At 61.9% G+C, this 25,004-nt stretch carries 21 protein-coding genes; 12 read left to right on the top strand and 9 right to left on the bottom strand.

All coding sequences use genetic code 11. From position 1 onward, the window contains the following. The first annotated feature begins 3 nt into the window (after positions 1–3). The 6 genes from IGS58_RS05480 (at position 4) to IGS58_RS05455 (ending at position 9,375) form a co-directional block, all read left to right on the top strand. On the top strand, positions 4–891 hold the full coding sequence (locus tag IGS58_RS05480; protein ID WP_230520830.1) for a MurR/RpiR family transcriptional regulator: 888 nt from the start codon (positions 4–6) through the stop codon (positions 889–891). Between the two features lie 80 nt (positions 892–971). Further along, on the top strand, positions 972–2,294 hold the full coding sequence (locus IGS58_RS05475) for an aspartate aminotransferase family protein (RefSeq protein ID WP_230520829.1): 1,323 nt from the start codon (positions 972–974) through the stop codon (positions 2,292–2,294). Between the two features lie 202 nt (positions 2,295–2,496). Beyond that, positions 2,497–4,734: a serine/threonine-protein kinase gene (locus IGS58_RS05470; RefSeq protein WP_230520828.1), complete on the top strand. Its 2,238-nt coding sequence runs from the start codon at positions 2,497–2,499 to the stop codon at positions 4,732–4,734. A gap of 17 nt (positions 4,735–4,751) precedes the next feature. Next, positions 4,752–5,288, top strand: a complete 537-nt coding sequence (locus tag IGS58_RS05465) for a hypothetical protein (protein WP_070260350.1) — start codon at positions 4,752–4,754, stop codon at positions 5,286–5,288. A gap of 350 nt (positions 5,289–5,638) precedes the next feature. After that, positions 5,639–8,341 (top strand): DNA mismatch repair protein MutS, encoded by a 2,703-nt coding sequence (gene mutS / locus IGS58_RS05460; protein ID WP_230520827.1) that lies wholly within the window; start codon positions 5,639–5,641, stop codon positions 8,339–8,341. Further along, complete coding sequence (locus tag IGS58_RS05455) at positions 8,338–9,375, top strand: hypothetical protein (protein ID WP_070260354.1); 1,038 nt, start codon at positions 8,338–8,340, stop codon at positions 9,373–9,375. Before mutS ends, IGS58_RS05455 begins: the two co-directional genes overlap by 4 nt. Before the next feature lie 190 nt (positions 9,376–9,565). Here IGS58_RS05455 and IGS58_RS05450 read toward each other — a convergent pair whose 3' ends face one another. Next, on the bottom strand, positions 9,566–10,111 hold the full coding sequence (locus tag IGS58_RS05450; protein WP_034783360.1) for an FKBP-type peptidyl-prolyl cis-trans isomerase: 546 nt from the start codon (positions 10,109–10,111) through the stop codon (positions 9,566–9,568). Positions 10,112–10,204: 93 nt separating this feature from the next. Here IGS58_RS05450 and IGS58_RS05445 point away from each other — a divergent pair, with 93 nt between their 5' ends. Both IGS58_RS05445 and IGS58_RS05440 read left to right on the top strand, forming a co-directional pair. Further along, entirely contained in the window at positions 10,205–11,326 is a 1,122-nt protein-coding gene (locus IGS58_RS05445; RefSeq protein ID WP_230520826.1) for a cupin domain-containing protein, read from the top strand. Positions 11,327–11,680: 354 nt separating this feature from the next. Further along, positions 11,681–11,935 (top strand): hypothetical protein, encoded by a 255-nt coding sequence (locus IGS58_RS05440; protein ID WP_034783358.1) that lies wholly within the window; start codon positions 11,681–11,683, stop codon positions 11,933–11,935. A gap of 294 nt (positions 11,936–12,229) precedes the next feature. Here the strand turns inward: IGS58_RS05440 and bamC are convergent, their stop codons facing one another. The 8 genes from bamC to IGS58_RS05400 all read right to left on the bottom strand — a co-directional run bounded on the left by bamC (position 12,230) and on the right by IGS58_RS05400 (position 19,499). Continuing rightward, entirely contained in the window at positions 12,230–13,423 is a 1,194-nt protein-coding gene (gene bamC, locus IGS58_RS05435) for an outer membrane protein assembly factor BamC (RefSeq protein ID WP_070260356.1), read from the bottom strand. Between the two features lie 80 nt (positions 13,424–13,503). Next, positions 13,504–14,382, bottom strand: a complete 879-nt coding sequence (gene dapA, locus IGS58_RS05430) for a 4-hydroxy-tetrahydrodipicolinate synthase (protein ID WP_230520825.1) — start codon at positions 14,380–14,382, stop codon at positions 13,504–13,506. 84 nt (positions 14,383–14,466) lie between these two features. Further along, on the bottom strand, positions 14,467–15,039 hold the full coding sequence (locus IGS58_RS05425; RefSeq protein ID WP_230520824.1) for a class I SAM-dependent methyltransferase: 573 nt from the start codon (positions 15,037–15,039) through the stop codon (positions 14,467–14,469). A gap of 42 nt (positions 15,040–15,081) precedes the next feature. Then, complete coding sequence (locus IGS58_RS05420; protein ID WP_034783349.1) at positions 15,082–15,759, bottom strand: site-2 protease family protein; 678 nt, start codon at positions 15,757–15,759, stop codon at positions 15,082–15,084. A gap of 180 nt (positions 15,760–15,939) precedes the next feature. Further along, positions 15,940–16,563, bottom strand: a complete 624-nt coding sequence (locus IGS58_RS05415) for an L-threonylcarbamoyladenylate synthase (protein ID WP_034783341.1) — start codon at positions 16,561–16,563, stop codon at positions 15,940–15,942. A 38-nt stretch (positions 16,564–16,601) separates the two neighbouring features. Further along, the gene (gene htpX, locus IGS58_RS05410) at positions 16,602–17,486 is read right to left on the bottom strand and encodes a protease HtpX (protein ID WP_035821167.1); all 885 of its coding nucleotides are present in this window, start codon (positions 17,484–17,486) and stop codon (positions 16,602–16,604) included. 213 nt (positions 17,487–17,699) lie between these two features. After that, positions 17,700–18,533 (bottom strand): 3',5'-nucleoside bisphosphate phosphatase, encoded by an 834-nt coding sequence (locus IGS58_RS05405; protein WP_151096656.1) that lies wholly within the window; start codon positions 18,531–18,533, stop codon positions 17,700–17,702. 90 nt (positions 18,534–18,623) lie between these two features. Next, the gene (locus IGS58_RS05400) at positions 18,624–19,499 is read right to left on the bottom strand and encodes an alpha/beta fold hydrolase (RefSeq protein WP_230520823.1); all 876 of its coding nucleotides are present in this window, start codon (positions 19,497–19,499) and stop codon (positions 18,624–18,626) included. 206 nt (positions 19,500–19,705) lie between these two features. Between IGS58_RS05400 and IGS58_RS05395 the strand changes: the two genes are divergently transcribed. The 4 genes from IGS58_RS05395 (at position 19,706) to IGS58_RS05380 (ending at position 24,895) form a co-directional block, all read left to right on the top strand. After that, positions 19,706–20,230 carry a gamma carbonic anhydrase family protein gene (locus IGS58_RS05395; RefSeq protein ID WP_070260363.1) on the top strand — a complete coding sequence of 175 codons (525 nt, stop codon included), beginning with the start codon at positions 19,706–19,708 and terminating at the stop codon, positions 20,228–20,230. Between the two features lie 4 nt (positions 20,231–20,234). After that, on the top strand, positions 20,235–21,215 hold the full coding sequence (hslO, locus tag IGS58_RS05390) for an Hsp33 family molecular chaperone HslO (protein WP_070260365.1): 981 nt from the start codon (positions 20,235–20,237) through the stop codon (positions 21,213–21,215). A gap of 138 nt (positions 21,216–21,353) precedes the next feature. After that, positions 21,354–23,765 carry a TonB-dependent receptor gene (locus IGS58_RS05385; RefSeq protein WP_230520822.1) on the top strand — a complete coding sequence of 804 codons (2,412 nt, stop codon included), beginning with the start codon at positions 21,354–21,356 and terminating at the stop codon, positions 23,763–23,765. Continuing rightward, positions 23,765–24,895 (top strand): glycerophosphodiester phosphodiesterase, encoded by a 1,131-nt coding sequence (locus IGS58_RS05380; protein ID WP_230520821.1) that lies wholly within the window; start codon positions 23,765–23,767, stop codon positions 24,893–24,895. Before IGS58_RS05385 ends, IGS58_RS05380 begins: the two co-directional genes overlap by 1 nt. Positions 24,896–25,004 lie beyond the last annotated feature (109 nt).

Below are 25,004 nucleotides of genomic sequence, written 5' to 3'. Positions count from 1 at the left end.
GCGATGCAGGCAGCGACACCCCACGACTCCTATGCGGCACTGATGGACCTGATCAAGGCACGCCATGCGGAACTGAGCCCGCAATTCCAGGCCGGCGCCCGCTACCTGGCGGACCATCCGGACGAAGTGGCCGTCTCATCGATGCGCAGCATCGCCGCGCGCGCGCAGGTGCAGTCGGCCGCCCTCGTGCGCCTGGCGCAACAGCTGGGCTTTGCCGGCTGGCCGGAACTGAAAGCCATCTTCGTCGAGCGCCTGCGCACCGCACCGGCCGGCTATGCGGCAAAGGCGGACGCGCTGGCCGACAAGGACGGGAACCTGGTCACCGAAGTGTTCACGGTGCAGCAGCGCAACCTGGCCGCCACGGAAAGTGCCAACCACGCCGCCCTGGATGCGGCCGCCAACCTGCTGCAGGCGGCGCCGCGCGTGCATGTGGCCGGCTTTCGCGCCGCCCACCCCATCGCCTACACCCTGCACTACCTGTACCGCTTGCTGCGCCCCAGCGTGCAGCTGCTGAGCGGCCAGGGCGGCACCCTGGAAATGGACTTGCGCGCCCTGCAGGCAGACGAAGCCGTCGTCGTCGTCAGCTTCGCGCCCTATTCCAGCGAAGCGCTGCTGGTGGCGCAGACGGCGCGCCGGGCTGGTTGCCAGCTGGTCGCCATCAGCGACAGCCCCCTGTCGCCGCTGGCCCTGCAAGCCGATGCCAGCATCGTCATCGCCGTCGACAGCCCCTCGTTCTTCCCCTCCATCGTGGCCGGCGTTGCCGCCGTCGAAAGCCTGGTGGAACTGCTGGTGGCGCGCGCGGGGCCCGATGCCGTCACCGCCATCGGTGCGGCGGAAAGCCAGCTGCGGGCGCTGGGCGCCTACGCAAAAACATCAAATGATGCAAATTAAAAACAAATACATCAAACGTTGCCAGGCAGCGCAACGCCTTCTATAATCGGTCTTCCCCTTGCCGATAAGAAAGCGATGCCATGAGCCATGTCTTCCACCGCAGCTTGACCGCCAGCTATCCCGTCGCCACGGGCGGCGATGGTCCCTACCTGATCGACGCCGACGGCAAGCGCTACCTGGACGCCTGCGGCGGCGCGGCCGTCTCCTGTCTCGGTCATGCGGATGCGGCCGTGATCGCGGCAGTGCAGCAGCAGGTTGCCAGGATGGCGTACGCGCACAGCTCGTTTTTCACCAGCGAGCCGATGGAGCAGCTGGCCGATTTCCTCGTCGCCCGTGCGCCTGCCGGCATCGACAGCATGTATTTCGTCTCGGGCGGTTCGGAAGCGGTGGAAAGCGCGCTCAAGATGGCGCGCCAGTATTTCGTGGAACGGGACCAGCCGCAGCGCCGCCACGTCATTGCGCGCCGCCAGAGTTACCACGGCAACACCCTGGGCGCACTGGCCACGGGTGGCAACGCCTGGCGCCGCCAGCAATTCGAACCGCTGCTGATCGACGTGACGCACGTGTCGCCCTGCTACGCCTGGCGCGACCAGCCAGCCCATGAAACGGATGGCGACTACGTGGCGCGCCTGGGCCAGGAACTGGAAGACACTATCGCCGCTCTGGGCGCGGACAAGGTCATGGCCTTCATCGCCGAACCCGTCGTCGGCGCCACGGCCGGCGCCCTGCCCGCCGTCGCCGGCTACTTCCAGCGCATGCGCGACATTTGCCAGCGCCATGGCATCCTGCTGATCCTCGACGAAGTCATGTGCGGCATAGGGCGCACGGGCAGCCTGTTCGCCTGCGAGCAGGAAAGCATCACGGCAGACCTGATCTGCATCGCCAAGGGCCTGGGCGCCGGCTACCAGCCCATCGGCGCCGTGATGGTCTCCAAGGACATCCGCGACACCATCCGCGCCGGCACGGGATTCTTCCAGCACGGCCACACGTATATCGGCCACGCCACGGCCTGCGCCGCCGCCCTGGCCGTGCAGCGGCAGATCGAGGAACGCGGTCTGCTGGTCAACGTGCGCGCGATGGGCAGCTTGCTGAAAGAGCGGCTGCTTGCGCGTTTCGATGGCCATGCGCACGTGGGCGACATCCGCGGCCGCGGCCTGTTCCTGGGACTGGAACTGGTGCAGGACCGTGCCAGCAAACAGCCTTTCGACCCTGCCCGCCGCCTGCATGCGCGCATCAAGGCGCAAGCCATGCACAACGGACTGATGTGCTACCCCATGGGCGGCACCATCGATGGCCTGCATGGCGACCACATCCTGCTGGCGCCGCCCTATATCATCGACGCCAGCCACGTCGATGAAATCGTCGACAAGCTGGGCACGGCCATCGATGCTTGCGTGGCGTAGCCGCGCATGCATCGATGGCAGAAATGCGCCAAGGCCTCGACCAGCAACTTTTGTTCACTCCTTGCCAATATTAATTGACTTATTTTAAACAATCGTTTTAAATCAGGAAGTTACTCAAAATCAATCATCTTGAGCATTCAAACATCGCATTACCCTTTTCGATGCTGGAAGCCCACGTTGATGCACTCTGAAGCCAAGGTATATGGAACTGCTCGACTCCCTGCGTCAGCCCCCACTGCAAGACGACACGATCAGCGGGCACTATGAAGTGCGCCGCTTGCTGGGCGAAGGCGGTTTCGGCCATGTATTCGAAGCCTGGGATGCCAAGCTGTGCCGCAGCGTGGCGCTGAAACGCCTGAAACCGCAAGCCGACGTGCTGCATCCGGAAAAACTCATCAATGAAGCGCGCCTGGCCGCCTCGCTCAAGCATGCCGCCTTCGTGCGCATTTTCGCCATCGAAGGCCAGGGCACGAGCCAGTCCATCGTCATGGAACTGGTCGAAGGCCAGACCTTGGGCCAGTTCATGCACAGCGGCAAGGCTGACCTGCAAGCCGCGCTCGACATCGCCTACCAGATCGCCGACGCCATGGACGAGGCGCACGCCATGGACCTCGTGCACGGCGATCTGAAACCATCGAACCTGATGCTGGAGGCAAACGGCAAGGTGCGCATCCTCGACTTCGGCCTGGCCCGGCACATCGACCCGCAAGCAACGCAAACGACCACCCTGTGCGACTTGCAGGGCACTATCGCCTACATGGCGCCCGAGCGCCTGATGGGCCGCCTGCCCGACACGCGTGGCGACGTGTATGCCCTGGGCGCCATGCTGTACGAAATGCTGGCCGGCCAGCGCCACTTCGCCCACCTGAACGGCCTGGCCCTGGCCGCCGCCCACATGCAGGCGACGCAGCCGTGGCCCGACCTGCCCGACTCCGTCCCACCCGCCATCAACGCCCTCGTGCGCGCGATGACGGCGCACGCCCCGGCGGAACGGCCACGCACCATGCGCGCCGTGCGCGAGGCGCTAGGCGCGCAGCGCGGCGAACCGCTCACCTTGGCTGCGCCCCTGGCCGACGAGCCGCCTGCGAAGGAAGAGCCGCCCGCCAGCGTCTCCATCCGCCTGCCCCTGCCCCGCAAGCGCACCCTGAAATGGGGCGCGGGCGTGGCACTGCTGGCCGTGCTGGCAGGATGGCAGTTGCCCAATATTGTTCCTGCCGTCAAATCGTTCGTCACAGGCGAAAAGGCGCCCGCGCCATATTCGGAAATGGCCAGCATGGCGGCGGGGATGGAGGCGTTGCGGGTGTTTGATCGAGACACCAACCAGCAACTAGCCATCCAGGAATTTACCAAGGTTCTGACACATACTCCAAACCATTCAGCGGCGGCCGCCGGTTTGTCGCTGGCATCCGGCCTGCGCTACATCGGCAATGGCCGCGATCCCACCTGGCTGCAGCGTGCAGATATCAGTGCCAAATTGGCATTAGCAGCGGACAATCAACTTGCACTCGCCCATGTGGCGCAAGCCTGGGTCCTGGAATTTCAAGGAAAACGCGCCGAAGCCATGCAACTGGCCAACGCGGCCCTGAACCTGGAACCCAACAATGTCATGGCGCTGTATGGGAAAGTGCGCCTGTTGATCCATGCACAAAGATTTGAGCAAGCACAGGCTTTGTTGGAACATGCCATTGCGACCTATCCACAGGAGCGTCTCTTCATATCTCAGCTTGGCGCCATGTACTACAAGCAGGCTAACTATATGGCTGCCGAGCATGCTTTTCGCAAAAGCATCAAAATGGATCCGCAAACGCCCGGCTCCTATGCCCAGCTGAACGCCGTCCTGCTACGCCAGAATCGTCCAGATGAAGCATTGCAAGTATTGCAGCAGGGATTGCAGGTACGTCCTGACTGGGAGCTATACACTAATTTGGGGACATCGCTATTTGCCAAGGGCGACTATTCGGGTGCCGTCCAGGCATTCGAGAATGCCGTTTCCGACAATAAGGGAAATCCCGGTAACTATTGGCTGTGGGCAAATCTGGCCGATGCCCAGCGCTGGGTGCCGGCCCAGGCGAAAGCATCGCAGCGCTCCTACGAACGGGCCATCGAACTATTGACGCCGCTGCTGAAACGCCTGCCCCATGATCCCACATTCAACTCCAGGATGGCATTGTATTGCGCTTACGCAAATATCAAACAGTCAGCCCTAGCTCATGTGAAACAGGCTGTCACGCTGGCGCCCGAGGCGCCCGATATCCATTTTCGCGCCGCCTTGACCTATGAACTCATAGGAAATCGAGCTGAAGCATTCACCGCCCTGACGCAGGCGATCAAGCGTGGCTACCCTATCAATCTGATCGAATCCACACCCGATCTGTTGAATCTTCGGCGAGATACTCGCTACCAGCAATTACTTGATATAGAAAGAAACGATAAAAAATGACCTATGTAAGCCCTTGGATGAAATTGTCCGTGCATTTTGACGCAGATCAGATCACCAATCAACTCGACTACAGCTTCACCTCGTGCGATGGTACGGCCGATCCACGTCACGGCCCCTACATGGGCGGCGTGCACTTCCAGAAAGGCCAGCATGTCTATCTCGACGTCACCTGCTGCGGCTCCAAGGAAAGCGGCTTCACCTCGTTCCAGATCGTCGACTGCTGCATCATCAGCGTGCCGCAGCTGACACAGATCGGCCCGAAAGTAGCAACCATCTACTCGCCGCCTTCGCCCTTCCTGCAAGCCGTAGGCGCCACTTATAGCTTGCCGCTGGACTTCGAAATCCAGCAAATACTGGGCGAACCGGAACTGCCGGCCCTGCACCGCATCCGCCAGGAATGGAAGCACAATCTGGATGTGGGATATGCAAGCGGCCGCTGGGAATTGTCTTTCGTCATGACAGTGCGCATCATGCGCGGCGAAGGCGTTCAACCAGAGCTACGCGTTTTTTCCTTCGACCCGGAAAGCTCAGTTGGCGGCAATACCGACTGGTAAAACTCCTTGTCCCGCCATATGCCAGCATGGCGGGACCCACCAGCCAAAAACGCATCGGTAAACACAGGCTACCTACAGGCACTCACCGGGGCCAGGGTCAGTTCTGCCATCCAGACACGATCCGTGTCGTCACGCTCTCCGTTGAGCACAGCATAGTCAACTCCCAGGCCCCCACACCGGCGCGGCTTTTTCACATCCGCACGCAATACGCCGCCCCGCCCGCCGAAAGCGGTAAAATGACGGCCTTGAAGCCAAGCTCCGCCCCCTGGCGCGGCCTTGAACGCACACAGCACCACCCACAGCCCGGCAGGCACGCATTTTCCGGCCGCCGGACCAACGACAAAGAACACATGACCACCGTCCCAAAAGAAATCAACGCCGCCGCGGCAAAGAAAAATTCGGCTGAAAAGCTTACTCCAATGATGCAGCAATATCTGGGTATCAAGGAAAACCACCCGACGATGTTGGTTTTCTACCGCATGGGCGATTTCTACGAGCTGTTTTTCGAGGATGCGGAGAAAGCCTCGCGCCTGCTGGGCATTACCCTGACGGCGCGCGGCGTGGCCAGTGGCAACCCGATTAAAATGTGCGGCGTGCCGTTTCATTCGCTGGACGGCTACCTGGCCAAGCTGGTCAAGCTGGGCGAGTCGGTGGCCATTTGCGAGCAGATCGGCGACCCGGCCACCAGCAAGGGTCCCGTCGAACGCAAGGTCATGCGCGTCGTCACGCCCGGTACCCTGACGGATGCGGACTTGCTGCCAGAGAAGGCCGAGCGCCCGCTGCTGGCCATGTGCAGCATCACGCAGCGCAAGACGGTCACCACTGGCCTGGCCTGGCTATCGCTGGCCAGCGGCGCCTTGAAGCTGATGGAGTTTTCCGGCGACAGCGGCACCGTGGCCGTACGATTGCAGCAGGAACTGGAACGCATCGTGCCGGCTGAAATCTTGAGCGGCGACAATGGCAACCTGTTCGACGACTACGCGGGCACGCACATCAACCGCGTGCCGGACTGGCATTTCGACGTGGTGGGCGGCCACAAGGCCCTGCTCGATCAACTGGGCGTGGCGACCCTGACGGGCTTTGGCGCCGATGGCCTCGGCGCCGCATTTGGCGCGGCCGGCGCGCTGCTGCGCTATGCACAGTCGACGCAGGGACGCGGCTTGCAGCACGTGCGCTCCCTGACGACGGAAACGGAAAGCGAATTCATCGGACTGGACGCGGCCACGCGCCGCAACCTGGAACTGACGGAAACCATCCGCGGCCAGGAATCGCCGACCTTGTTCTCCTTGCTGGATCATTGCCGCACGGCCATGGGCTCGCGCATGCTGCGCCACTGGCTGCACCATGCGCGGCGCGACCAGAACGTGGCGCGCGCGCGCCATGAAGCCATCGCCGCGCTGGCGCAAAGCGAAGCGGCCGGTCCGCTCGCTGCCACCCTGGCGCAAGTGCCCGACATCGAACGCATCACCACGCGCATCGCGCTGCTGTCGGCGCGTCCGCGCGACCTGGCCGCCCTGCGCGACGGCTTGCTGCAACTGCCGGCCCTGCGCGGCGACGTGGTCCGTTGCTATAGGGGTGAACAATGCGGCCAGGGCGGCGAAACCGGTTTGCTGGCCGCCATCCATACGGCCTTGGCCACGCCAACCGCCTGCCTGGACTTGCTGGTGCGCGCCGTGGCGCAGGAGCCGGCCGCGATGGTGCGCGACGGCGGCGTCTTCGCCACCGGTTTCGACGCCGAACTCGACGAATTGCGTGCACTGTCGGAAAACGCGGGCCAGTTCCTGCTCGACCTGGAAACGCGCGAACGGGCGCGCACGGGCATCGCCAACCTGCGCGTGGAATACAACAAGGTGCACGGCTTCTACATCGAAGTCACGCACGGCCAGACGGACAAGGTGCCGGACGACTATCGCCGCCGCCAGACCTTGAAAAACGCCGAGCGCTACATCACGCCGGAACTCAAGGTGTTCGAAGACAAGGCCCTGTCTGCGCAAGACAAGGCGCTGGTGCGCGAAAAGCTGCTGTACGACCTGCTGCTGGCCGACCTGGCGCCGCACATTGGGACTTTGCAGACCATTTCGCAAGGCCTGGCCCAGCTCGACACCCTGAATGCGCTGACGGAACATGCGCAGCAACACAACTGGGCCGCGCCGCAACTGGTCGAGGAACCGTGCATCAACATCGTCGAAGGCCGCCACCCCGTGGTGGAAAAGCAGATCGAACGCTTCATCGCCAACGATTGCCGCTTCGTCAACGAGCGCCGTTTGCTGCTGATTACCGGTCCGAACATGGGCGGTAAATCGACCTTCATGCGCCAGGTGGCCCTGATCACCCTGCTGGCCTACGTGGGCAGCTACGTGCCGGCCGCTTCCGCCACCATCGGCCCCATCGACCGCATCTTCACGCGTATCGGTGCCACCGACGACCTGGCGGGCGGACGCTCGACCTTCATGGTGGAAATGACGGAATCGGCGGCGATTTTGAACGGCGCCACCGAGCACTCGCTGGTGCTGATGGATGAAGTGGGCCGCGGCACCTCGACCTTCGACGGCCTGGCCCTGGCCTGGGCCATCGCGCGCCATCTGATCGATACGAGCCGCAGCTTCACCCTGTTCGCCACGCATTACTTTGAGCTGACGCAACTGCCGGACAGCCACCCGAGCGCCGCCAACGTGCATCTGTCTGCCGTCGAGCACAAGGACAGCATCGTCTTCCTGCACGCCGTGCAAGCCGGTCCCGCCTCGCAAAGCTATGGCTTGCAGGTGGCGCAACTGGCTGGCGTGCCGCAGCCCGTGATCAAGGCGGCGCGCAAGCACCTGGCGCGCCTGGAAGCGCAGGCGCTCGACGCCACGCCGCAGCGCGACCTGTTCGCCGCACCGGCAGCCGATCCGTATGCACAGGAGGAAGAAGAGGAAGCGGCGGCGCCGCTGGCCGCGCTGAACGCGGCGCAGCAAGCCTTGCTCGATGCCATCGCCGACCTCGATCCCGATGCGCTCACGCCGCGCGATGCGCTGGAACAGCTGTACCAGCTGAAACGGCTGGCCGCCGCATGACCTGCCGGCGCAGCTCGATACGCCTGCTGGCCGCCGGCTTGCTGGCTGCCAGCCTGCCATGGCAAGCGGCGCTGGCCGCCCCGGGCGACCAGGCCGGCTTCGAGTTTGCCGTGCTGGGCCATTCCTTCAACGCGGGGCCGGACGATGGCCCCCTGAAAAAAGCCATCGCCGACACCAGCGCCTTCAATGCCTCGTTCGTCGTGGCCACCGGCATCAAGGCCGCCAGCGAATCGTGCAGCGACAAGCTGTATGGCCAGCGCAAGGATTTGCTGGACGCCAGCGGACCGCCGCTGATCGTCTCGCTGTCGGCCAGCGACTGGGCCAACTGCCGCAATTCGCGCGGCAGGGTCAACGCCATCGAACGCCTGAACCGCCTGCGCGACGTGTATTTTGCCGATGATCAGAGCCTGGGCCAGCGCAAGCTGACCCTGTCGCGGCTGTCGTCGACGGCGAAGTTCCGCAGCTATGCGGAAAACGCCCACTGGGAATACGGCGGCGTGCTGTTTGCTACCGTCAACCTGCCCGCGAACAACAACCATTTCTTGCCAGAAGCGGGACGCAACAGCGAATTCGAAGACCGCCTGGTCGCCAACCGCTCCTGGCTGCAGCGCCTGTTCGCCATGGCGCAGCGCAAGCAGCTCGACGGCATCGTGCTGTTTTCCGATGGCGACGCGGGCGTGCTCGATGAAGACGACAATTCGCTGCTGCCCAGCTTTAGTTCGAAACAGGACGGCTTTGCCGGACCGCGCAAGCAGATCCGCACACTGGCGAAGAAGTTCAGCGGCAAGGTGTTATTGGTCGATACGCAGCGCGATGGCGACACGGATGGCAAGGAGGGGAAAACCAAAAAAGCCGCAGCCAAAACAGGCGGGCCGAAGATCAGCTGGAAAGGCAACCTGGGCCACGTCAGCATCAACAACGACTGGGCCGCCATCGCCGTACGGCCAGGCAAGACGCCCTTCTTTGAGGTGCGTCAACGCGCCGTCAGGCCATCGGCGCAAGCCAGGGCCAGGGCGTCGACTGTGCGCCGTTAGCGCATAAGCAAACAGGCCGGCATGTAGCCGGCCTGTTTTCATTCAAGCAGCGTCACGCCCAACAGACGTCACGACGCCTGACAAAACCGTAGCGAGCAGCTGCGCGGCGTGACCGAGAAGCGCAACCGTACTAGAGTACGGTGAGCATCGCCGGCCGCGCCCCGCTGCGCGCAGCAGGTTTGGTCAGGTGTTAATGAATAGGGTGGGTGCGGAAGTGATCGCCCTCTTCGCCTTCATCATCTTCATCGCCATGGTCATGGCCGTGTGCGCCATGCACGTGGCCATGGGCGATTTCTTCGTCGGTGGCTGCGCGCACGTCAGCGACGGTCAGCGAGAAGCGCAGCGCGATGCCGGCCAGAGGATGGTTACCGTCCAGCACAACCTTGTCGTCGGCGATATCGGTGACCGTGAAGATCATCGCTTCTTCGTCCGGCGAGTCGCTTTCCGGCATGCCTTCGAACTGCATGCCCACTTCCAGCGGCTCAGGCAGGCGATTGCGCGGCTCGACCTTCACCAGGGCTGGATCGTATTCACCGAAAGCATCATCCGGTTCGATCTGGATCGTGTTGGAATAGCCAACTTCCTTGCCGTCGAGCTCTTCTTCGATCTTCGGCAGGGTGTTTTCATAATCACCGTGCAGGTAGACCATAGGCTGACGGCCGTCTTCGATCAGATTGTCTTGCGCGTCTGACAGTTTGTAGTTGACAGTCACGACCGTATTTTTGGCAATCTTCATTATGCTTCCTTTCATTGTATAAGCTGGCAAATTATACCTTCACGCTGCCAACGGCAGGCGCATTCCTGCATTTCCGGTTGTTATAATGGGCGCATGAAAAAATTAACTCTCCTCGGCGATATCACGCCGGCGCAATTCCTGCGCGACTACTGGCATAAAAAACCCTTGTTGATCCGTCAAGCCGTGCCTGGTTTCAAGGCACTGTTCGATTTCAAGGCCCTGGCCGAGCTGGCTACCCTGGACCACGTCGAATCGCGCCTGGTCAGCCATGCGGATGGCCACTGGAACATGCAGCAAGGTCCATTGACCAGCCTGCCCTCGCTGAAACAGAAGGAATGGACCTTGCTGGTACAGGGCGCCAACTTGCACAGCGCCAAGGCTGACGCCCTGCTGCGCCAGTTCCGTTTCCTGCCGGACGCGCGCCTGGACGACCTGATGGTCAGCTTCGCCACCGATGGCGGCGGCGTGGGCCCGCATTTCGATTCGTATGACGTGTTCCTGCTGCAAGGCCAGGGCAAGCGCCATTGGCGCATCGGCGCGCAGAAAGACCTGAGCCTGATCGACGGCTTGCAGCTGAAAATCCTCAGCAACTTCACGCCCGACGAAGAATTCACGCTGGAACCGGGCGACATGCTGTACCTGCCGCCCCACTACGCGCACGACGGCGTGGCCATCGGCGACTGCCAGACGTATTCGATCGGCTTCCGCTCGCCATCGTTCCAGGAACTGGGCGAAGCCTTCCTGCAATTCATGGCCGACTCGATCGACTTGCCGGGCATCTATAGCGATCCGGACCTGAAGGCGTCGGGCAAGCCGGCGGAGATCCCCCGTGAAATGCTCAGCACCATCACGGAAGAAATGAACAAGGTGCGCTTCACGGAAGAAGATGTGACCATTTTCCTCGGTGAACACCTGTCGGAACCGAAGCACAATGTATTTTTCACGCCGCTGTCCAAGCCGCTGACGGTGGGCCGCTTCGCGGACGCCGCACAGAAAAAGGGTGTCGTGTTGTCGCGCAAGACCCTGATGCTGTATCGTGGCAAGAATGTCTTCATCAATGGCGAATCGTTTGCCATTGGCAAGGCCGATAAAACGGCCCTGGAAACCCTGGCCAACGAACGCGCCCTCGATGGCACAGCCGTAGCCCAGGCTTCCGATGACGTGATGGATGCCTTATATACCTGGTATCAGGATGGCTGGATCGAACTGGCTTGAATGGGTGCAGCGTAGTAAAAGTGGTATTACAGCAGGGGGAGTATCGGCATCTGCGCTAGCGCAATAAAACATATTATTTTTATATCGTTTTGTCGCGCTTTCGCAAATCGCTTACACTTGCTTGCAATTTGCTTCGGCAAATATTGCGATATCACAAAATAGTTGCGAATTTGCCTCTTGCTCCTATTGCGACGCACCAAAAATCGCTATAATATTCGGTTAGGAAGTTTCCGTTGTCTGGCAGGCACCACCTGGTACGAAAAGCCTTCGAAGACGACCTAACGAGCGATAATTACCGGTAATTATTCATCGCAACAATATTGATTTATTTTTTGAAATAATTAAGGAAAACAAATGAAAAAATCCCTGCTGATCGCCTCCCTGATGGTTGTTGCTCTGGCTGCTTGCAGCAAAAAAGAAGAAGCTCCTGCACCAGCACCAGTAGTTGAAACCCCAGCACCAGCACCAGCAGTTGAAGCTGCTCCAGCTGCTGCTGCTGACGCTGCTGCTTCGGCCGCTACCGACGCTGCTGCTGCTGCTTCGGCTGCCGCTTCGGCCGCTACCGACGCTGCTTCGGCTGCTTCGGCTGCTGCATCGGCTGCTAAGTAATTTAGCACCCTGCACTAAAGAAAGCCGGCCTTCGGGCCGGCTTTTTTATTGGGCAAACGCCCAAGCAAACCTGCTGCGCGCCGCGCTTTGCGGCCTGCGATGTTCACCGGCTCGGCGCCCCCGTACTAAAGTACGGTTACGCTTCTTGGCCACCAATCACTGTCGCTCGCCACGGTTTTGCTGGGCGTCGCAAACACCTATTGCATACCCAAAATAAAAAGGCTGACCCGGTTTGCACCGGACCAGCCTTTTTTATGATGTGTGACAGCTTTTGATAGCCGCCACTCAGCGAACTTATTTCAACTGGTCGTTCAGCAGACCCAGGATCTTCTCTGCCACTGGCGAGACATCCGGCTGGCCTTCGTTGCTGAGGATGCTGACCAGGCTGGTCGAGCCATTGCCTGCCTTGACCAGAACGCGGTAGCGCTGCGCGCCCTTGTCCTTGTCGGACGACGAGCCCCAGCTGAACAGTTTCGAGAAGAAGCCATCTTTCTTGACGGCATCCGGATCGACGTAACGCACGAAATACGTGCCTTGCGTGCGGTCGCGGTCTTCCACGGTGAAGCCAACGCGGTCCAGTGCCAGGCCGACGCGGCGCCAGGCGCGGTCGAAACTTTCATCGACTTCGATGGCGCGCGCCGGCGTGGCGGCGTCGCCCACCAGCTTGGCGTGCTGCGGCTGCACGATGGCGGCATCGACAGCCGTCTTCGCCTGCGCATCGTCGCTGGCCGCGCCCAGGCGCGTCATCAGCTTGGCAAGGAATTGCGCTTCCAGGCCCGGATCGTTGGGACGCGCGGTCCAGGTGGTGGTTTCCTTGTCGCGGCCCGTGACAACCTCTTCCACGCCACGGTGGCTGATGTAGATCTCGGTCGAACCATCGGCCAGGCGCTCCACGCGGGTACGGTATTTGTCTTTTTCACCGCTCGAATACAGGCCGTCGAAAGCCTTGCCGATGGTGCTGCGAATAAAGTCCTGCGGGATCTTGGCGCGGTTTTCGTTCCACTCTGTTTCCATGATGCCAGCCGTCGGCTGGTCGATGGCAATGGTAAAGCCCGAATCTTCCCAGAATTGCTTGAGCTGCGGCCACAGCACTTCAGGCGACTGCTTGACGACCAGCCAGCGCTGGTTGCCCGCGCGCTCGACCTTCACGCCGCCTGCCGTGACCGGCACGACGCCCACCACGCCGTCGGCGCCCACGACGACGGGCGTACCGGCCGTGGCGTTGCGCTGCGCGTTGTAGCCGGAAGCCGTGGCCACGCCATTTTTCGAATCCGGCAAGGAATAACGGTTGTCCTGCTGCAATTGCGTCAGATCAGGCGGCACGTCCAGGGTGCCGGCTTTCTTGACCGACTTGTAGTCGACCTTGTCGCCGCCGACTACCGAACTGATCATGCCACAGCCCGCGAGGCTGGCTGCGACGGCGCCGATGACGATGCCGCGGACGGCGATGGTGGCAGGCGCCGATTTGGTTTTCTTGCAATTAGTCATGTCGTAACTGGATAAGAAGCTAAGTAGCAGCTGGAATCAGGGAAGGTCCGGACTGGTCGAGTCCGGGCTTGAAGTTCGGCTTAAGACAGGATGCCAGCGTCGCGCAAGGCATCGCGCACGGTGGCATGGCAATTCTCAGCCAGCGGCACCAGTGGCAAGCGTATGCCGGCTGGCATCAGGCCCATTTCGGCCAGCGCCCATTTGACGGGCACCGGATTGGGCTCGACAAACAATTTCTGGTGCAAAGGAAAAACTTTGTTATTGATGGCAATCGCCGTGGCGCGCGCGCCCGCCATGGCCGCGACGCACATGTCGTGCATGGCGCGCGGCGCGACGTTGGCCGTCACGGAGATATTGCCGTGGCCGCCGCAGAACATCAGTGCCATGGCGGTCGGATCATCGCCCGAGTACACGGCGAAGTCGGCCGGCACGAGGCGCAGCAGATCGATGCCGCGGCCGATATTGCCGGTCGCATCTTTCACGCCAACGATATTCGGGATGGCGGACAGGCGCACGATGGTTTCGTTGCTCATGTCGGCAACCGTGCGGCCAGGCACGTTGTACAGGATGACGGGGATGTCGACGGCTTCGGCGATGGCCTTGAAGTGCTGGTACATGCCTTCCTGGGTAGGACGGTTGTAGTACGGTACCACTTGCAAGACAGCATCGGCGCCCGCTTCTTTCGCGTAGCGCGTCAGTTTGATGGCCTCGGCCGTGGAGTTGCCTCCGGCGCCGGCGATGATAGGAATGCGTCCCTTGGCATGTTCGACGGTCAACTGGATCAGTTCGCAGTGTTCTTCCACGCTGACTGTTGCCGATTCGCCCGTCGTGCCAACGATGACGATGCCGTCCGTACCCTCGGCGATATGCCAGTCGATCAGCTTGCGCAGGCCTGGAAAGTCCAGACTGCCGTCTGCGTGCATCGGGGTGACGATTGCTACAATGCTGCCCTTGATCATAGTAAGTTTATAGCGCCGATAAATAAAACAACGATTGTAGCGGATAGCCCGCGCCTGTGGTGCATTCTGACATAGTATGGCCGCTCAAAACGTCGGCAGCAGGGCTGCCAACCGTGGAAAATCCGGCCGGACGGCACAAATTCGTTGCACCAGAGCAGCTTTTGGCTGTTCCACGCGCCCATCCTCATACGCTACCACACGCAAGCCGTGCTGGACCGCCCAGGTCAGCATTTCGCCTTCCTTCAGCAGGAACTTCGGATTCGACGGCTTGCCGAACTGCTCATTGCCTTCAGCAAACGTTTCATACAGCAGCACGCCATCGGGCGCCAGGCTGGCAATCATGGCTTCCAGCAGGGGCCGGTGCAGGTAATTGGTGACGACGATGCCGGCAAAACGGCCGGGGGCGAAGGGCCATACGGCGCCCGGCCCTTCCAGGTCCACCAGCGACGTGGTGATGCCCGCGCCGGCCGCCTTTTCCAGCATTTCCGGATCATGGTCGAGCGCGATCACGGGATGGCCCAGGCTCACCAGGTGACGCGCGTGGCGGCCCGCGCCGCAGGCCAGGTCCAGCACTTCGCCGCCGGGGATCAGGGGCGCCCAGCGGCGCAGCCAGCCGGAAATCGCTTCGGTTTCTAAAATTGGTTCAGTTACTTGCATCGGTACTTCCATCAATTATTTGCGTCCATCCAGTTGCTTGCATCAAGTCAACAGGGCCGTCAGGGGCGTGACCAGGGTGACAAAAATGCCAATGACAAATTCGATCGCCGCCAGCAAGGCGCGGTTCAATACGCCCGTGTACATCAGCAGCACCAGGGCGCCGAAGACATACAGGCTGTAGCGCTCGATACTGGCGTAAGGACGCGCCAGCTGCATCGGCAGCAAGCCCGTCATGATGCGTCCGCCATCGAGGGGCGGCACGGGAATCAGGTTAAAGACAAACATGGCCGCATTCACGCTGACGCCGGCGCCCGCCATCTTGCGGAAAAACATGCCCATTTCCGTCGGCGGCATCACGCTGAGCACGACAAAAGCGATCATCCAGCCCAGGCCCATGACGAAATTGGCGCCAGGACCGGCAAACGCCACCCAGGCCATCTGCTTCTTCGGATTGCGCAGGCGGCTGAAATCGACAGGCACCGGCTTGGCATATCCGAACGGCACCTGGATCGTGAAATACAGCATCAGGGGCAGCAAGATCGTGCCGAAAGGGTCGATATGCCGGATGGGATTGAGGCTCAGCCGGCCTTCGTTCGAGGCCGTGGGATCACCGAAATAACGGGCGGCATAGCCATGCGCCGCCTCATGCAGGGAAATGGCAAACAGCACCGGCACCAGGTAGACCGCAACGGTCTGGACTATCGTATTGAAATCGCTCATGACCGCGATTCTACCAGAGGCGTCCCAGCCCCTTTCTTACGTTGTCATTAAGAACACCTGCCAAAACCTACTGCGCGTCGCGATTTGCGGCCTGCGATGCTCACTGTGCTTCTTAGCCACAACTCCCTTCCGCTCGCTACGGTTTTGTCAGGTGTTGTAAAGATAGGTAAATGCAATCTCCTACAAACCCAGCACGGCCGGGTCGCCGCGTCCCACGCGCACCACTTCCGGCTCCGCTCCCGTCAGGTCGATCACGGTGCTGGGGCCATGCGCGCAGACGCCGCCATCGATGATCAGGTCGACCAGTTTTTCCAGCCGTTCGCGGATCGTGTCGGCGTCCGTCAGGCTGTCTTCATCGCCGGGCAGGGTCAATGTCGCGCCCAGCAGCGGCTGGCCCAGCTCTTCCAGCAGGCATTGCACGATGCGGTGCTGCGGCACGCGCAGGCCGATGGTCTTGCGCGAAGGATGGCTGAGGCGGCGCGGCACTTCCTTCGTCGCTTCCAGGATGAAAGTGTAGGCGCCCGGCGTGGCCGCCTTGAGCAGGCGGAACTGGCGGTTGTCCACGCGGGCATACACGCCCAGCTCGCTCAAGTCGCGGCACAGCAAGGTTAAATGGTGCTTTTCATCCACGCCACGGATGCGGCGCAGGCGCTCGACGGCACCCTTGTCGTCGAGCTGGCACACCAGCGCGTAGCAGGAATCGGTCGGCAAGGCCACGACGCCGCCGGACTGGATGATCTGCGCCGCCTGCTTGATCAGGCGCATTTGCGGATTGTCAGGGTGAATCTGGAAAAATTGACTCATGTGTAAGCGTTCTGGCGAACCAGCTTGTTAAGTTAGCATTATTGTACGCCGCGCAGTGCGGCGATGCGTTGTTCGAGGGGCGGATGGGTGGCGAACAGCGCGCCCCAGCCGCCATTGCCGCCGCTGATGCCCAGCGCCTGCATCGATTGCGGCAGCTCGCCCGGCGGCACGCCGCCCAGGCGGGCCAGCGCGTGCATCATCGGCGTAGGGCTGCCCAGCAGCTTGGCGGAACCGGCGTCGGCGCGGAATTCGCGCTGGCGCGAGAACCAGGCCACGATGATGGAAGCGAGCAAGCCGAAGATCACTTCGCACACCATCACGGTCACAAAGTAACCGATGCCGCGTCCGCCGCCTTCGCGGTTGTTATTTTTCAACAGCACGTTATCGACAAAGAAACCCACCACGCGGGCCATGAAGACGACGAAGGTATTTACCACGCCCTGGATCAGGGTCAGGGTCACCATGTCGCCATTTGCCACGTGGGCGATTTCATGGCCCAGTACGGCTTCGACTTCATCGCGGTTCATGCTTTGCAGCAAACCGGTGGAGACGGCCACCAGCGCGGAATTCTTGAAGGCGCCCGTGGCAAACGCATTCGCGTCGCCCTCGTACACGGCCACTTCCGGCATGCCGATGCCGGCCCGCTCGGATAAGGCGCGCACGGTATTGACCAGCCACAATTCCGTCGACGAAGTCGGGTTGTCGATGACGCGCGCGCCCGTGCTCCACTTGGCCATGGGCTTGCTGATCAACAATGAAAAGATCGAACCCGTGAAGCCCACCACCAGCGAAAACACCAGCAGGCTGCCCAGGTTCAGGGTGCTGCCGCGTGCCGGATTGCCCACGCCCAGCAAACTGAGCACGAGCGACAGCACCAGCATCACGGCCAGGTTGGTTGCGATAAAAAGGACGATACGTTTCATGGGCGATGGCTCCGGATGACTATGTATAACAAGAATAACAAAAAGATATGCACGCTAACGCAGATTTCAAGCAGCGACACGACGGCGCATCGGCAGCCAGGAAAATCGTCGCGAGCGGCAGTGATTTGTGGCCGAGAAGCGCAACCGTACTGGAGTACGGTGAGCATCGCCGGCCGCAAAGCGCGCCGCGCAGCAGATTTGCCTGGCTGTCAGCTAAAACCAGTCGTGCCAGATCGGGGTGACGTTGGCTGGCAAAGGCGGCAGCATGGCAAAATCCACGCGCGACTCGCCCGGCGCATGGAAATCCGTGCCGCGCGAGGCGAGGAAGCCGTAGGCGTTGGCCAGCTGCGCGTATTCCGGATACTGGTCCGGACTGTGGCTGCCCGTGACGACTTCGATGGCCACGCCGCCGAGTTGTTTGAATTCATCGAACAGCACGCCTTGCGCCATGTCGCTGAAGCGGTAGCGGCCCGGATGGGCGATGACGGCCACGCCGCCCGCGCCGCGTATCCAGCCCACCGCTTCGGCCAGGGTAGCCCAGCGGTGCTCGACGTAGCCCGGCTTGCCTTCCGACAGGTATTTCTTGAACACGTCGGGAATGTTCGCACATTTGCCCGTTTCCACGATGTAGCGGGCAAAGTGCGTGCGCGACATCAGGTCTGGGTTGCCGACGAACTTCAAGGCCCCTTCATAGGCATCGGGGATGCCGGCCAGGTCCAGCTGGCGGGCGATTTCGCGGCCGCGCGCGTCGCGCCCGGAACGCGTCTGGTGCAAGCCCTGCACCAGACCCGGATTGTTTTCATCGACTTGCAAGCCGACGATGTGCACGGTTTCGCCGGCCCACGTAATGGAAATTTCCACGCCCGCCACGAAGCGCATGCCCAGGTCCAGCGCGGCCGTGCGCGCGGCGGCAATGCCGGACACTTCATCGTGGTCCGTCAGCGCCCACACGTCGACGCCCGCCTTGCGTGCGTGCGCAGCCACGGCGGCGGGGGACAGCACGCCGTCGGAGATATTCGAATGACAATGCAGGTCGACTTTAAGCATGTGAAAACAATACCCTGCACGGGCTCAGCATGGAAGAAGTTTTCATTGTACGCTGCTTGTCAAATAGCGCTGCAGCGTTCCCGACACACATCAGGCCAAAAAGGCTTCCACCAGCCGTGCCAGTGCCTGCGGCTGGTCATGATGCAGCATGTGGCCCGCGTCCAGCATCAGCTCGCAGCGCACATCCTTGATGCAGGCCAAACGCCGGTCGATCTCGACGCGCGCCTGCTCCTTGGGCCCCATCCATTGCCACATATTCGTGTCATCGGCCTCCACCCACAGCACGGGCGCCGTGATGCGGCGCCAGCAGGCCATCACCTCTTCCACCTGGTACAGGATGGGATTGACGCGCTTGTGCTGCGGGTCGCCCATGATGTCCCACTCTCCCGCCTCATTCTGCGCCGACCAGTGTTCGGCGAGAAAAGCCGCGCGCTCGTCCGGCAGGCGCGGATTGGTCTTTTGCAGACGCCCGGCCACGGCCTGTTGCGTGGGATAGCTGCGCATGGCGGGCGGCTCGCGCAATTCGTCCAGCCACTTGGCGTAGCGGCCCGGCGCCTGCTCCGGCTTGGTGGCCATCATGCCGAAGCCTTCCAGATTGATGAAGCGGCTGATGCGCTCGGGCCGCACGCCCGCGTACAGGCCGGCCACGTTGGCGCCCATGCTGTGGCCCAGCAGGTTGACGGGTGCGTCCGGCGAATAGTGCAGCAGCATGGCGTCCAGGTCGGCCAGGTAGTCGGGGAACCAGTAAGTATCCGATTGCGTGTAGTCGCTGAGGCCAAAGCCGCGCCAGTCGGGCGCGATCACATGCCAGTCGCCTTGCAACTCGTCGACGACGAACTGGAACGAGGCGGCCACGTCCATCCAGCCATGCACCATGAACAGGATGGGTGCGCCTTCGCGGCCCCAGTGGCGCACATGCGTGCGTGCGCCGCGGATGTTGATGAATTCGGAACGGGAAAGTTTCATGGGTTTCATCGGATGCCTGCCTTGAAAGTGGCGCAGATGGCGCCACATGCTGTGTCTGTAGATAGGGCGCGTATAAAAGTACGACCGTTCGATAATTATACCGGATTAACGCCCGGCGCTCGGACTTGCCCTGCAACAGCGTAAAATAGCGCAAAACTTCCGCGTCCGGCCGTGCCCGGCGCTTCCACCACCGCCACAGGCTAACGATGACACTCTACCAATTGGGCGCCGATGCGCCGCTGATTGATGCTTCCGCTTTTGTTGCCGACACGGCCAATGTGATCGGCAAGGTGACCCTGGAAGCGAATACGTCCGTATGGTTCGGCGCCACGATTCGCGGCGACAACGAACGCATCACCGTGGGCGCCAACAGCAATGTGCAGGAAGGCGCCGTGCTGCATACGGATCCGGGCTACCCGCTCGACATCGGCCGGAACGTCACCATCGGCCACCAGGCAATGTTGCATGGCTGCACGATCGGCGATGGCGCCCTGGTCGGCATCCAGGCCGTGATCCTGAACGGCGCGAAGATCGGCAAGAACTGCCTGGTCGGCGCGGGCGCGCTGGTCACGGAAGGCAAGGAATTTCCCGACAATATGCTGATCATCGGCTCACCGGCGAAAGCCGTGAGGGCCCTGACGGCAGACGATATCACCAGGCTACAAGGCAACGCCGTGAACTATGTGCAACGCGGCCAGCTATTTAATACGCAACTCAAGAAGATTGGATAAAAGAATGACGACTGAAACCACGGGCGCAGTCAGCGCAGCCCTTACCGGCCAGGATACCCTGCAAAAATTTATTTTCGACAACGCCGCCGTGCGCGGCCAGTTCATCGACGTTTCCGGCACCTGGCAGGAAGTGGTCTCGCGCCACGCCTACCCGACGGCCGTGAAAAAAGTGCTGGGCGAAATGGTGGCCGCCGCCGCCCTGCTGTCGGCCAACCTGAAATTCAACGGCTCCATCATCATGCAGATCCACGGTGACGGTCCCGTGCGCCTGATGGTGGTCGAGTGCGATTCCGACCTGCGCCTGCGCGCCACGGCCAAGCTGGACCCGGATGCAGCCATTCCCGATGTGGCCACCGTGCCGCAACTGCTCAACGCCACGGGCAAGGGCCGCTTCATCATCACCCTGGACCCGGCCGACAAGGTGCCGGGCCAGCAACCGTACCAGGGCATCGTGCCGCTCGACGGCGACGACATGGCCACCGTGATCGAAAACTACATGTTGCGCTCGGAACAGCTCGACACGCGCCTGTGGCTGGCCACGGACGACACCGTCTCACGCGGCCTGCTGCTGCAAAAACTGCCCCACCATGGCGGCAAGGCCGAAGCGACGCCCGTGTCGGAAGAAGATGCGCTGGACACGTGGAACCGCGCCGTGATGCTGGCGTCGACCCTGAAAGAGGCGGAAATCCTGTCGACGGACATCGATACCCTGATGCAGCGCTTGTTCTGGGAAGAAACGATCCGCGTCTTCGACCCGCTGCACCCGAGCTTCCATTGCACTTGCACGCGCGAAAAAGTGGGCAATATGCTCAAGATGCTGGGCGAGGAAGAAGTCAACAGCACCCTGGAAGAAGTGGGCCAGGTGGGCGTGAACTGCGATTTCTGCGGCCAGCACTACGAGTTCGACAAGGTCGATTGCGCGCAACTGTTCATCACGGATGCGCCGGCCGAAGTGCTCATCCCGCCAGCCGCCAGCATTAACTAATTGTAATAATCCCCGCGCCGCCCCTCAGGCGGCGCAATTATTTCTACTGTCATTTTCCCGTCATCAGTTCGTCATCAGCCCGTCACGCGCCGCCGTTACGCTGCGCAGCTTGTATTACTTCCCACTTTCCACAGGCTGATGATGACCACCCACTTGACGCTGGCCCTGCGCCGCCATTCCTTTCACGTGTTGCTGGGCGCTTGCGCCGCTGGCTTATCCTTGCCGGCCCTGGCGCAAACGGCCGTCGCCGCCGCCGTGGCGTCCGCCGCCACCGACATGGCCGCTGCTGCCCCGGCTGCCGAAGACAATGCCCCGATCACCACCGTGGAGATTTCCTCGCGCAAGACGCGTTCTTCCGTCGCCCTGAGCAAGAGTGAAATCCAGAAGATCTTGCCCGGCACGAATCCCCTGAAAGCCTTGCAAACCTTGCCCGGCGTCAGCTTCCAGACGGCCGATCCATGGGGCAACAACGAGCAGAACCTGTCGCTGTTCGTGCATGGCTTTTCCGGCCAACAACTAGGCTACACCATGGATGGCGTGCCGCTGGGCGACCAGCAGTACGGCAACTACAACGGCCTGTCGCCGCAGCGCGCCGTGATCAGCGAAAACGTGCGCAGCGTGGTGCTGTCCTCGGGCGCGGGCGACCTGGCCACGGCCTCGACCAGCAACCTGGGCGGCACCATCGAAACCTATTCCAGCGACCCGCTGGCCACGCAGGGCGCCAGCGTGCAGCAAACGGTGGGCAGCCACCGTACCTCGCGCACGTTTGCCCGCTACGACACGGGCGCCTTCGGCGACGGCAGCAGCGCCTATTTTTCCATCCTGCACCACGAAGCGCGCGCCTGGGACTTCGATGCGCGCCAGGGCGGCGACCAGTTCAACGCCAAGTACGTCAACCGCAGCGAGGCGGGCAAGCTGACCCTGTTCTTCAATTACTCGGACAAGATCGAACCGAACGAAGACAGCACCGTGCACGTGGCCGGAGAAACGAGCTCGCCGTACACGCGTCCCTTCCTGTATCCGGATTTCAAGGCGGCCCTCAATTACCTGTCGCCGACGGGCGCGACGCCTGCCGCCGACGGCAACAATTACCGCAATTACTACAGCGATGCGCAGCGCACCGATTACCTGGCCTACGCCAAGTTCGACGCCAATTTGTCCGAAGGCATGACATGGTCGAACCAGGTGTATTACCACAAGGATGACGGCGCGGGCGTGGTGGCCGGCCCCATCGGCGTGGCCGGCTTGCCGGGCCTGTTCAGCGTGTACTACCCGAAGCAGAACCTGAAGGAAGTCTTCGGCAACTCGGGCTACGCCGTGCGCACGACGGAATACGACATCAAGCGCGGCGGCTTCATTTCCACGCTGCGCAAGGAAATCGGCGAGCATCAGCTGGAAGCGGGCCTGTGGCTGGAACAGAACCGCTCGTCCGCCTACCGCCGCTGGTATGCGCTGGACGTCAACAATCCGACTTCGCCGTACGACCGCCCCAGCAATCCCTTGATCACGCAATACGGCAGCGAGATCGACAACAAGGTGGTGCAGTTGCACTTGCAGGATGAGTGGCGCATCCGTCCCGATATCGCCCTGCAGGCCGGTTTCAAGTCCAGCCTGCAGTTTGCCGATGGCCAATTCCCCGTGCAACCGGCCAAGGGTGCCATTTCCGGCGGCTCGACGGCCTTGCCGGTCGGCACCATCAATACGAAAAAATGGTTCTTGCCGCAAGTGGGCGCGCGCTGGGATTTCACGCCGCAAGACCAGCTGTACTTCAATATCCAGAAGAACATGCGCCAGTTCGTCACCTACGGCGGCGGCGGCGCCTCGCCGTGGAGCTTGTCGAGCCAGGCCGCGTTTGATTTGTTCAAGCGCGATGCCAAGCCGGAAACGGCCCTCACCTATGAAGTGGGCGTGCGCGGCAGCCACGCCTTGAACCTGGGCGCCATCACGGCCATCGATGGCCAAGTCAATGTGTACCACGTCGATTTCAGCAACCGCTTGCTGCAGATCAGCCCAACGCCCGTGATTTCCTCCATCATCGGTGGCAACCCCGTGCTGGCCAACGTGGGCAGCGTGCGCACGGACGGCATCGATATCGCGGGCACCGTCCACTTTGGCAACAATTTCTCGTTCTACAATGCCCTGTCGTACAACCGCTCGCAGTACGCGGACAATTACAACAATGGCGCCGCGCTGGTGCAGACGGCGGGCAAGAACGTGCCGGGCTCGCCGGAGTGGCTGAACAAGTTCGTGGCCTCGGCCACGTTTGGCGACATCGAAGTGCAACTGACGGGAGACTATGTGGGCAAGCGCTACGCGACGTACACCAACGATCTGTCCGTGCCCAGCTATTTCCTGATGGGCCTGGGCGTGTCGGGCAAGCTGCCGGCCATGGCCGGCTGGCTGAAAAATCCGCGCTGGAGAGTGAATATCAGCAACCTGGCCAACCGCGAAGGCTCGCTGAACGTGGTGGTGGGCGCGGCCGACAAGACGTATAACACCTTCCCCATCGCCCCGCGCCAGGGCTTCCTGACCTTGACGGCGGATTTCTGATGCGCGCGCCCGCTCTTCCCCGGCGTCACTTTTCGCGCCGCAGCTTCGTCCAGGCGGCCGTCGGCGGCCTGGCCCTGGCCGCCGCGCCCGGCTTTGCGGCCGGCCTGCTGGAAACAAAACCGGCCCGTCCGCTCGTCTTCGCCCACCGCGGCGCCAGCGCCCTGCGCCCTGAACACACGCTGGCGTCCTACGCCAAGGCCATCCTCGACGGCGCCGACTACGTGGAGCCTGACCTGGTCGCCACGCGCGACGGCATCCTCGTGGCGCGCCATGAAAGCAACCTGGTCGACACCAGCGATGTGGCGCGCCGTCCCGAGTTCGCCAGCCGGCGCGGCAAGAAGCTGGTCGACGGCGAATGGCACGAAGGCTGGTTCGTCGACGACTTCACCCTGGCCGAGCTGAAAACCCTGCGCGCCATCGAGCGGCTGCCGAAAGTACGCACCGGCAACACCTTATACGATGGACAATTCCAGATCCCGACGTGGGAAGAAATCATCGATTTTGTTGCAGCGCAATCGGCCGCCAGCGGGCGCATCATCGGCCTGGTGCCGGAACTGAAAAGCTCGACCTACTTCCGCGATGCGGGCCTGGCGCTGGAAGACCGTTTCCTGTCGACCATGCTGGCGCACGAGTACACGCGCCGCGCGCCGATCGAAATCCAGTCCTTCGAAGTGGCGAATCTGAAATACTTGCGCGAAAAGCTGGGACGGCGCGCCAACGTGCGCCTGATGCAGCTGGTGGTGGGCGGCGATGTGCGCCCGATGGACGTGGCCAAGGCGGGCGGCAAGCTGACCTTCGGGCAAATGATCACGCCGGCCGGCCTGCGCGACATCGCCGCCTACGCGGATGTGGTGGCGCCGCCCACGCGGGGTGTCATCCCATTGGGCGCCGACCAGCGCCTGGCCAAGCCCTCTTCCATCGTCGACGATGCGCACCAGGCGGGCTTGCTGCTGCACACGTGGACCTTCCGTCCGGAAAACCGTTTCCTGGCGGCCGACTTCCGCGACGGCAATGGCGAGAATGCGCGCAACGAGGCCGGTTCCGTGGCGGAAATGCGGCGCTATATCGAGACGGGACTCGACGGCTTTTTCAGCGACGATCCGGGTCTGGGACGCATCGCCGCAGGATAAACATTTCGTAACAAATTCATTTTCAGGGCGTGGCCGATGGCTACGCCCTTATTATGCGTTTCTTGAATTTCTGAAATTGGAATTTGAAATTGGACGCATATCGCAAACT

Source organism: Janthinobacterium sp. EB271-G4-7A (assembly GCF_020858075.1).
In the GTDB taxonomy this organism is placed as follows: Bacteria; Pseudomonadota; Gammaproteobacteria; order Burkholderiales; family Burkholderiaceae_D; genus Janthinobacterium; species Janthinobacterium lividum.
Note: the sequence above shows the minus strand (reverse complement) of the source record. Positions and strands in the feature narration are given on the sequence as shown.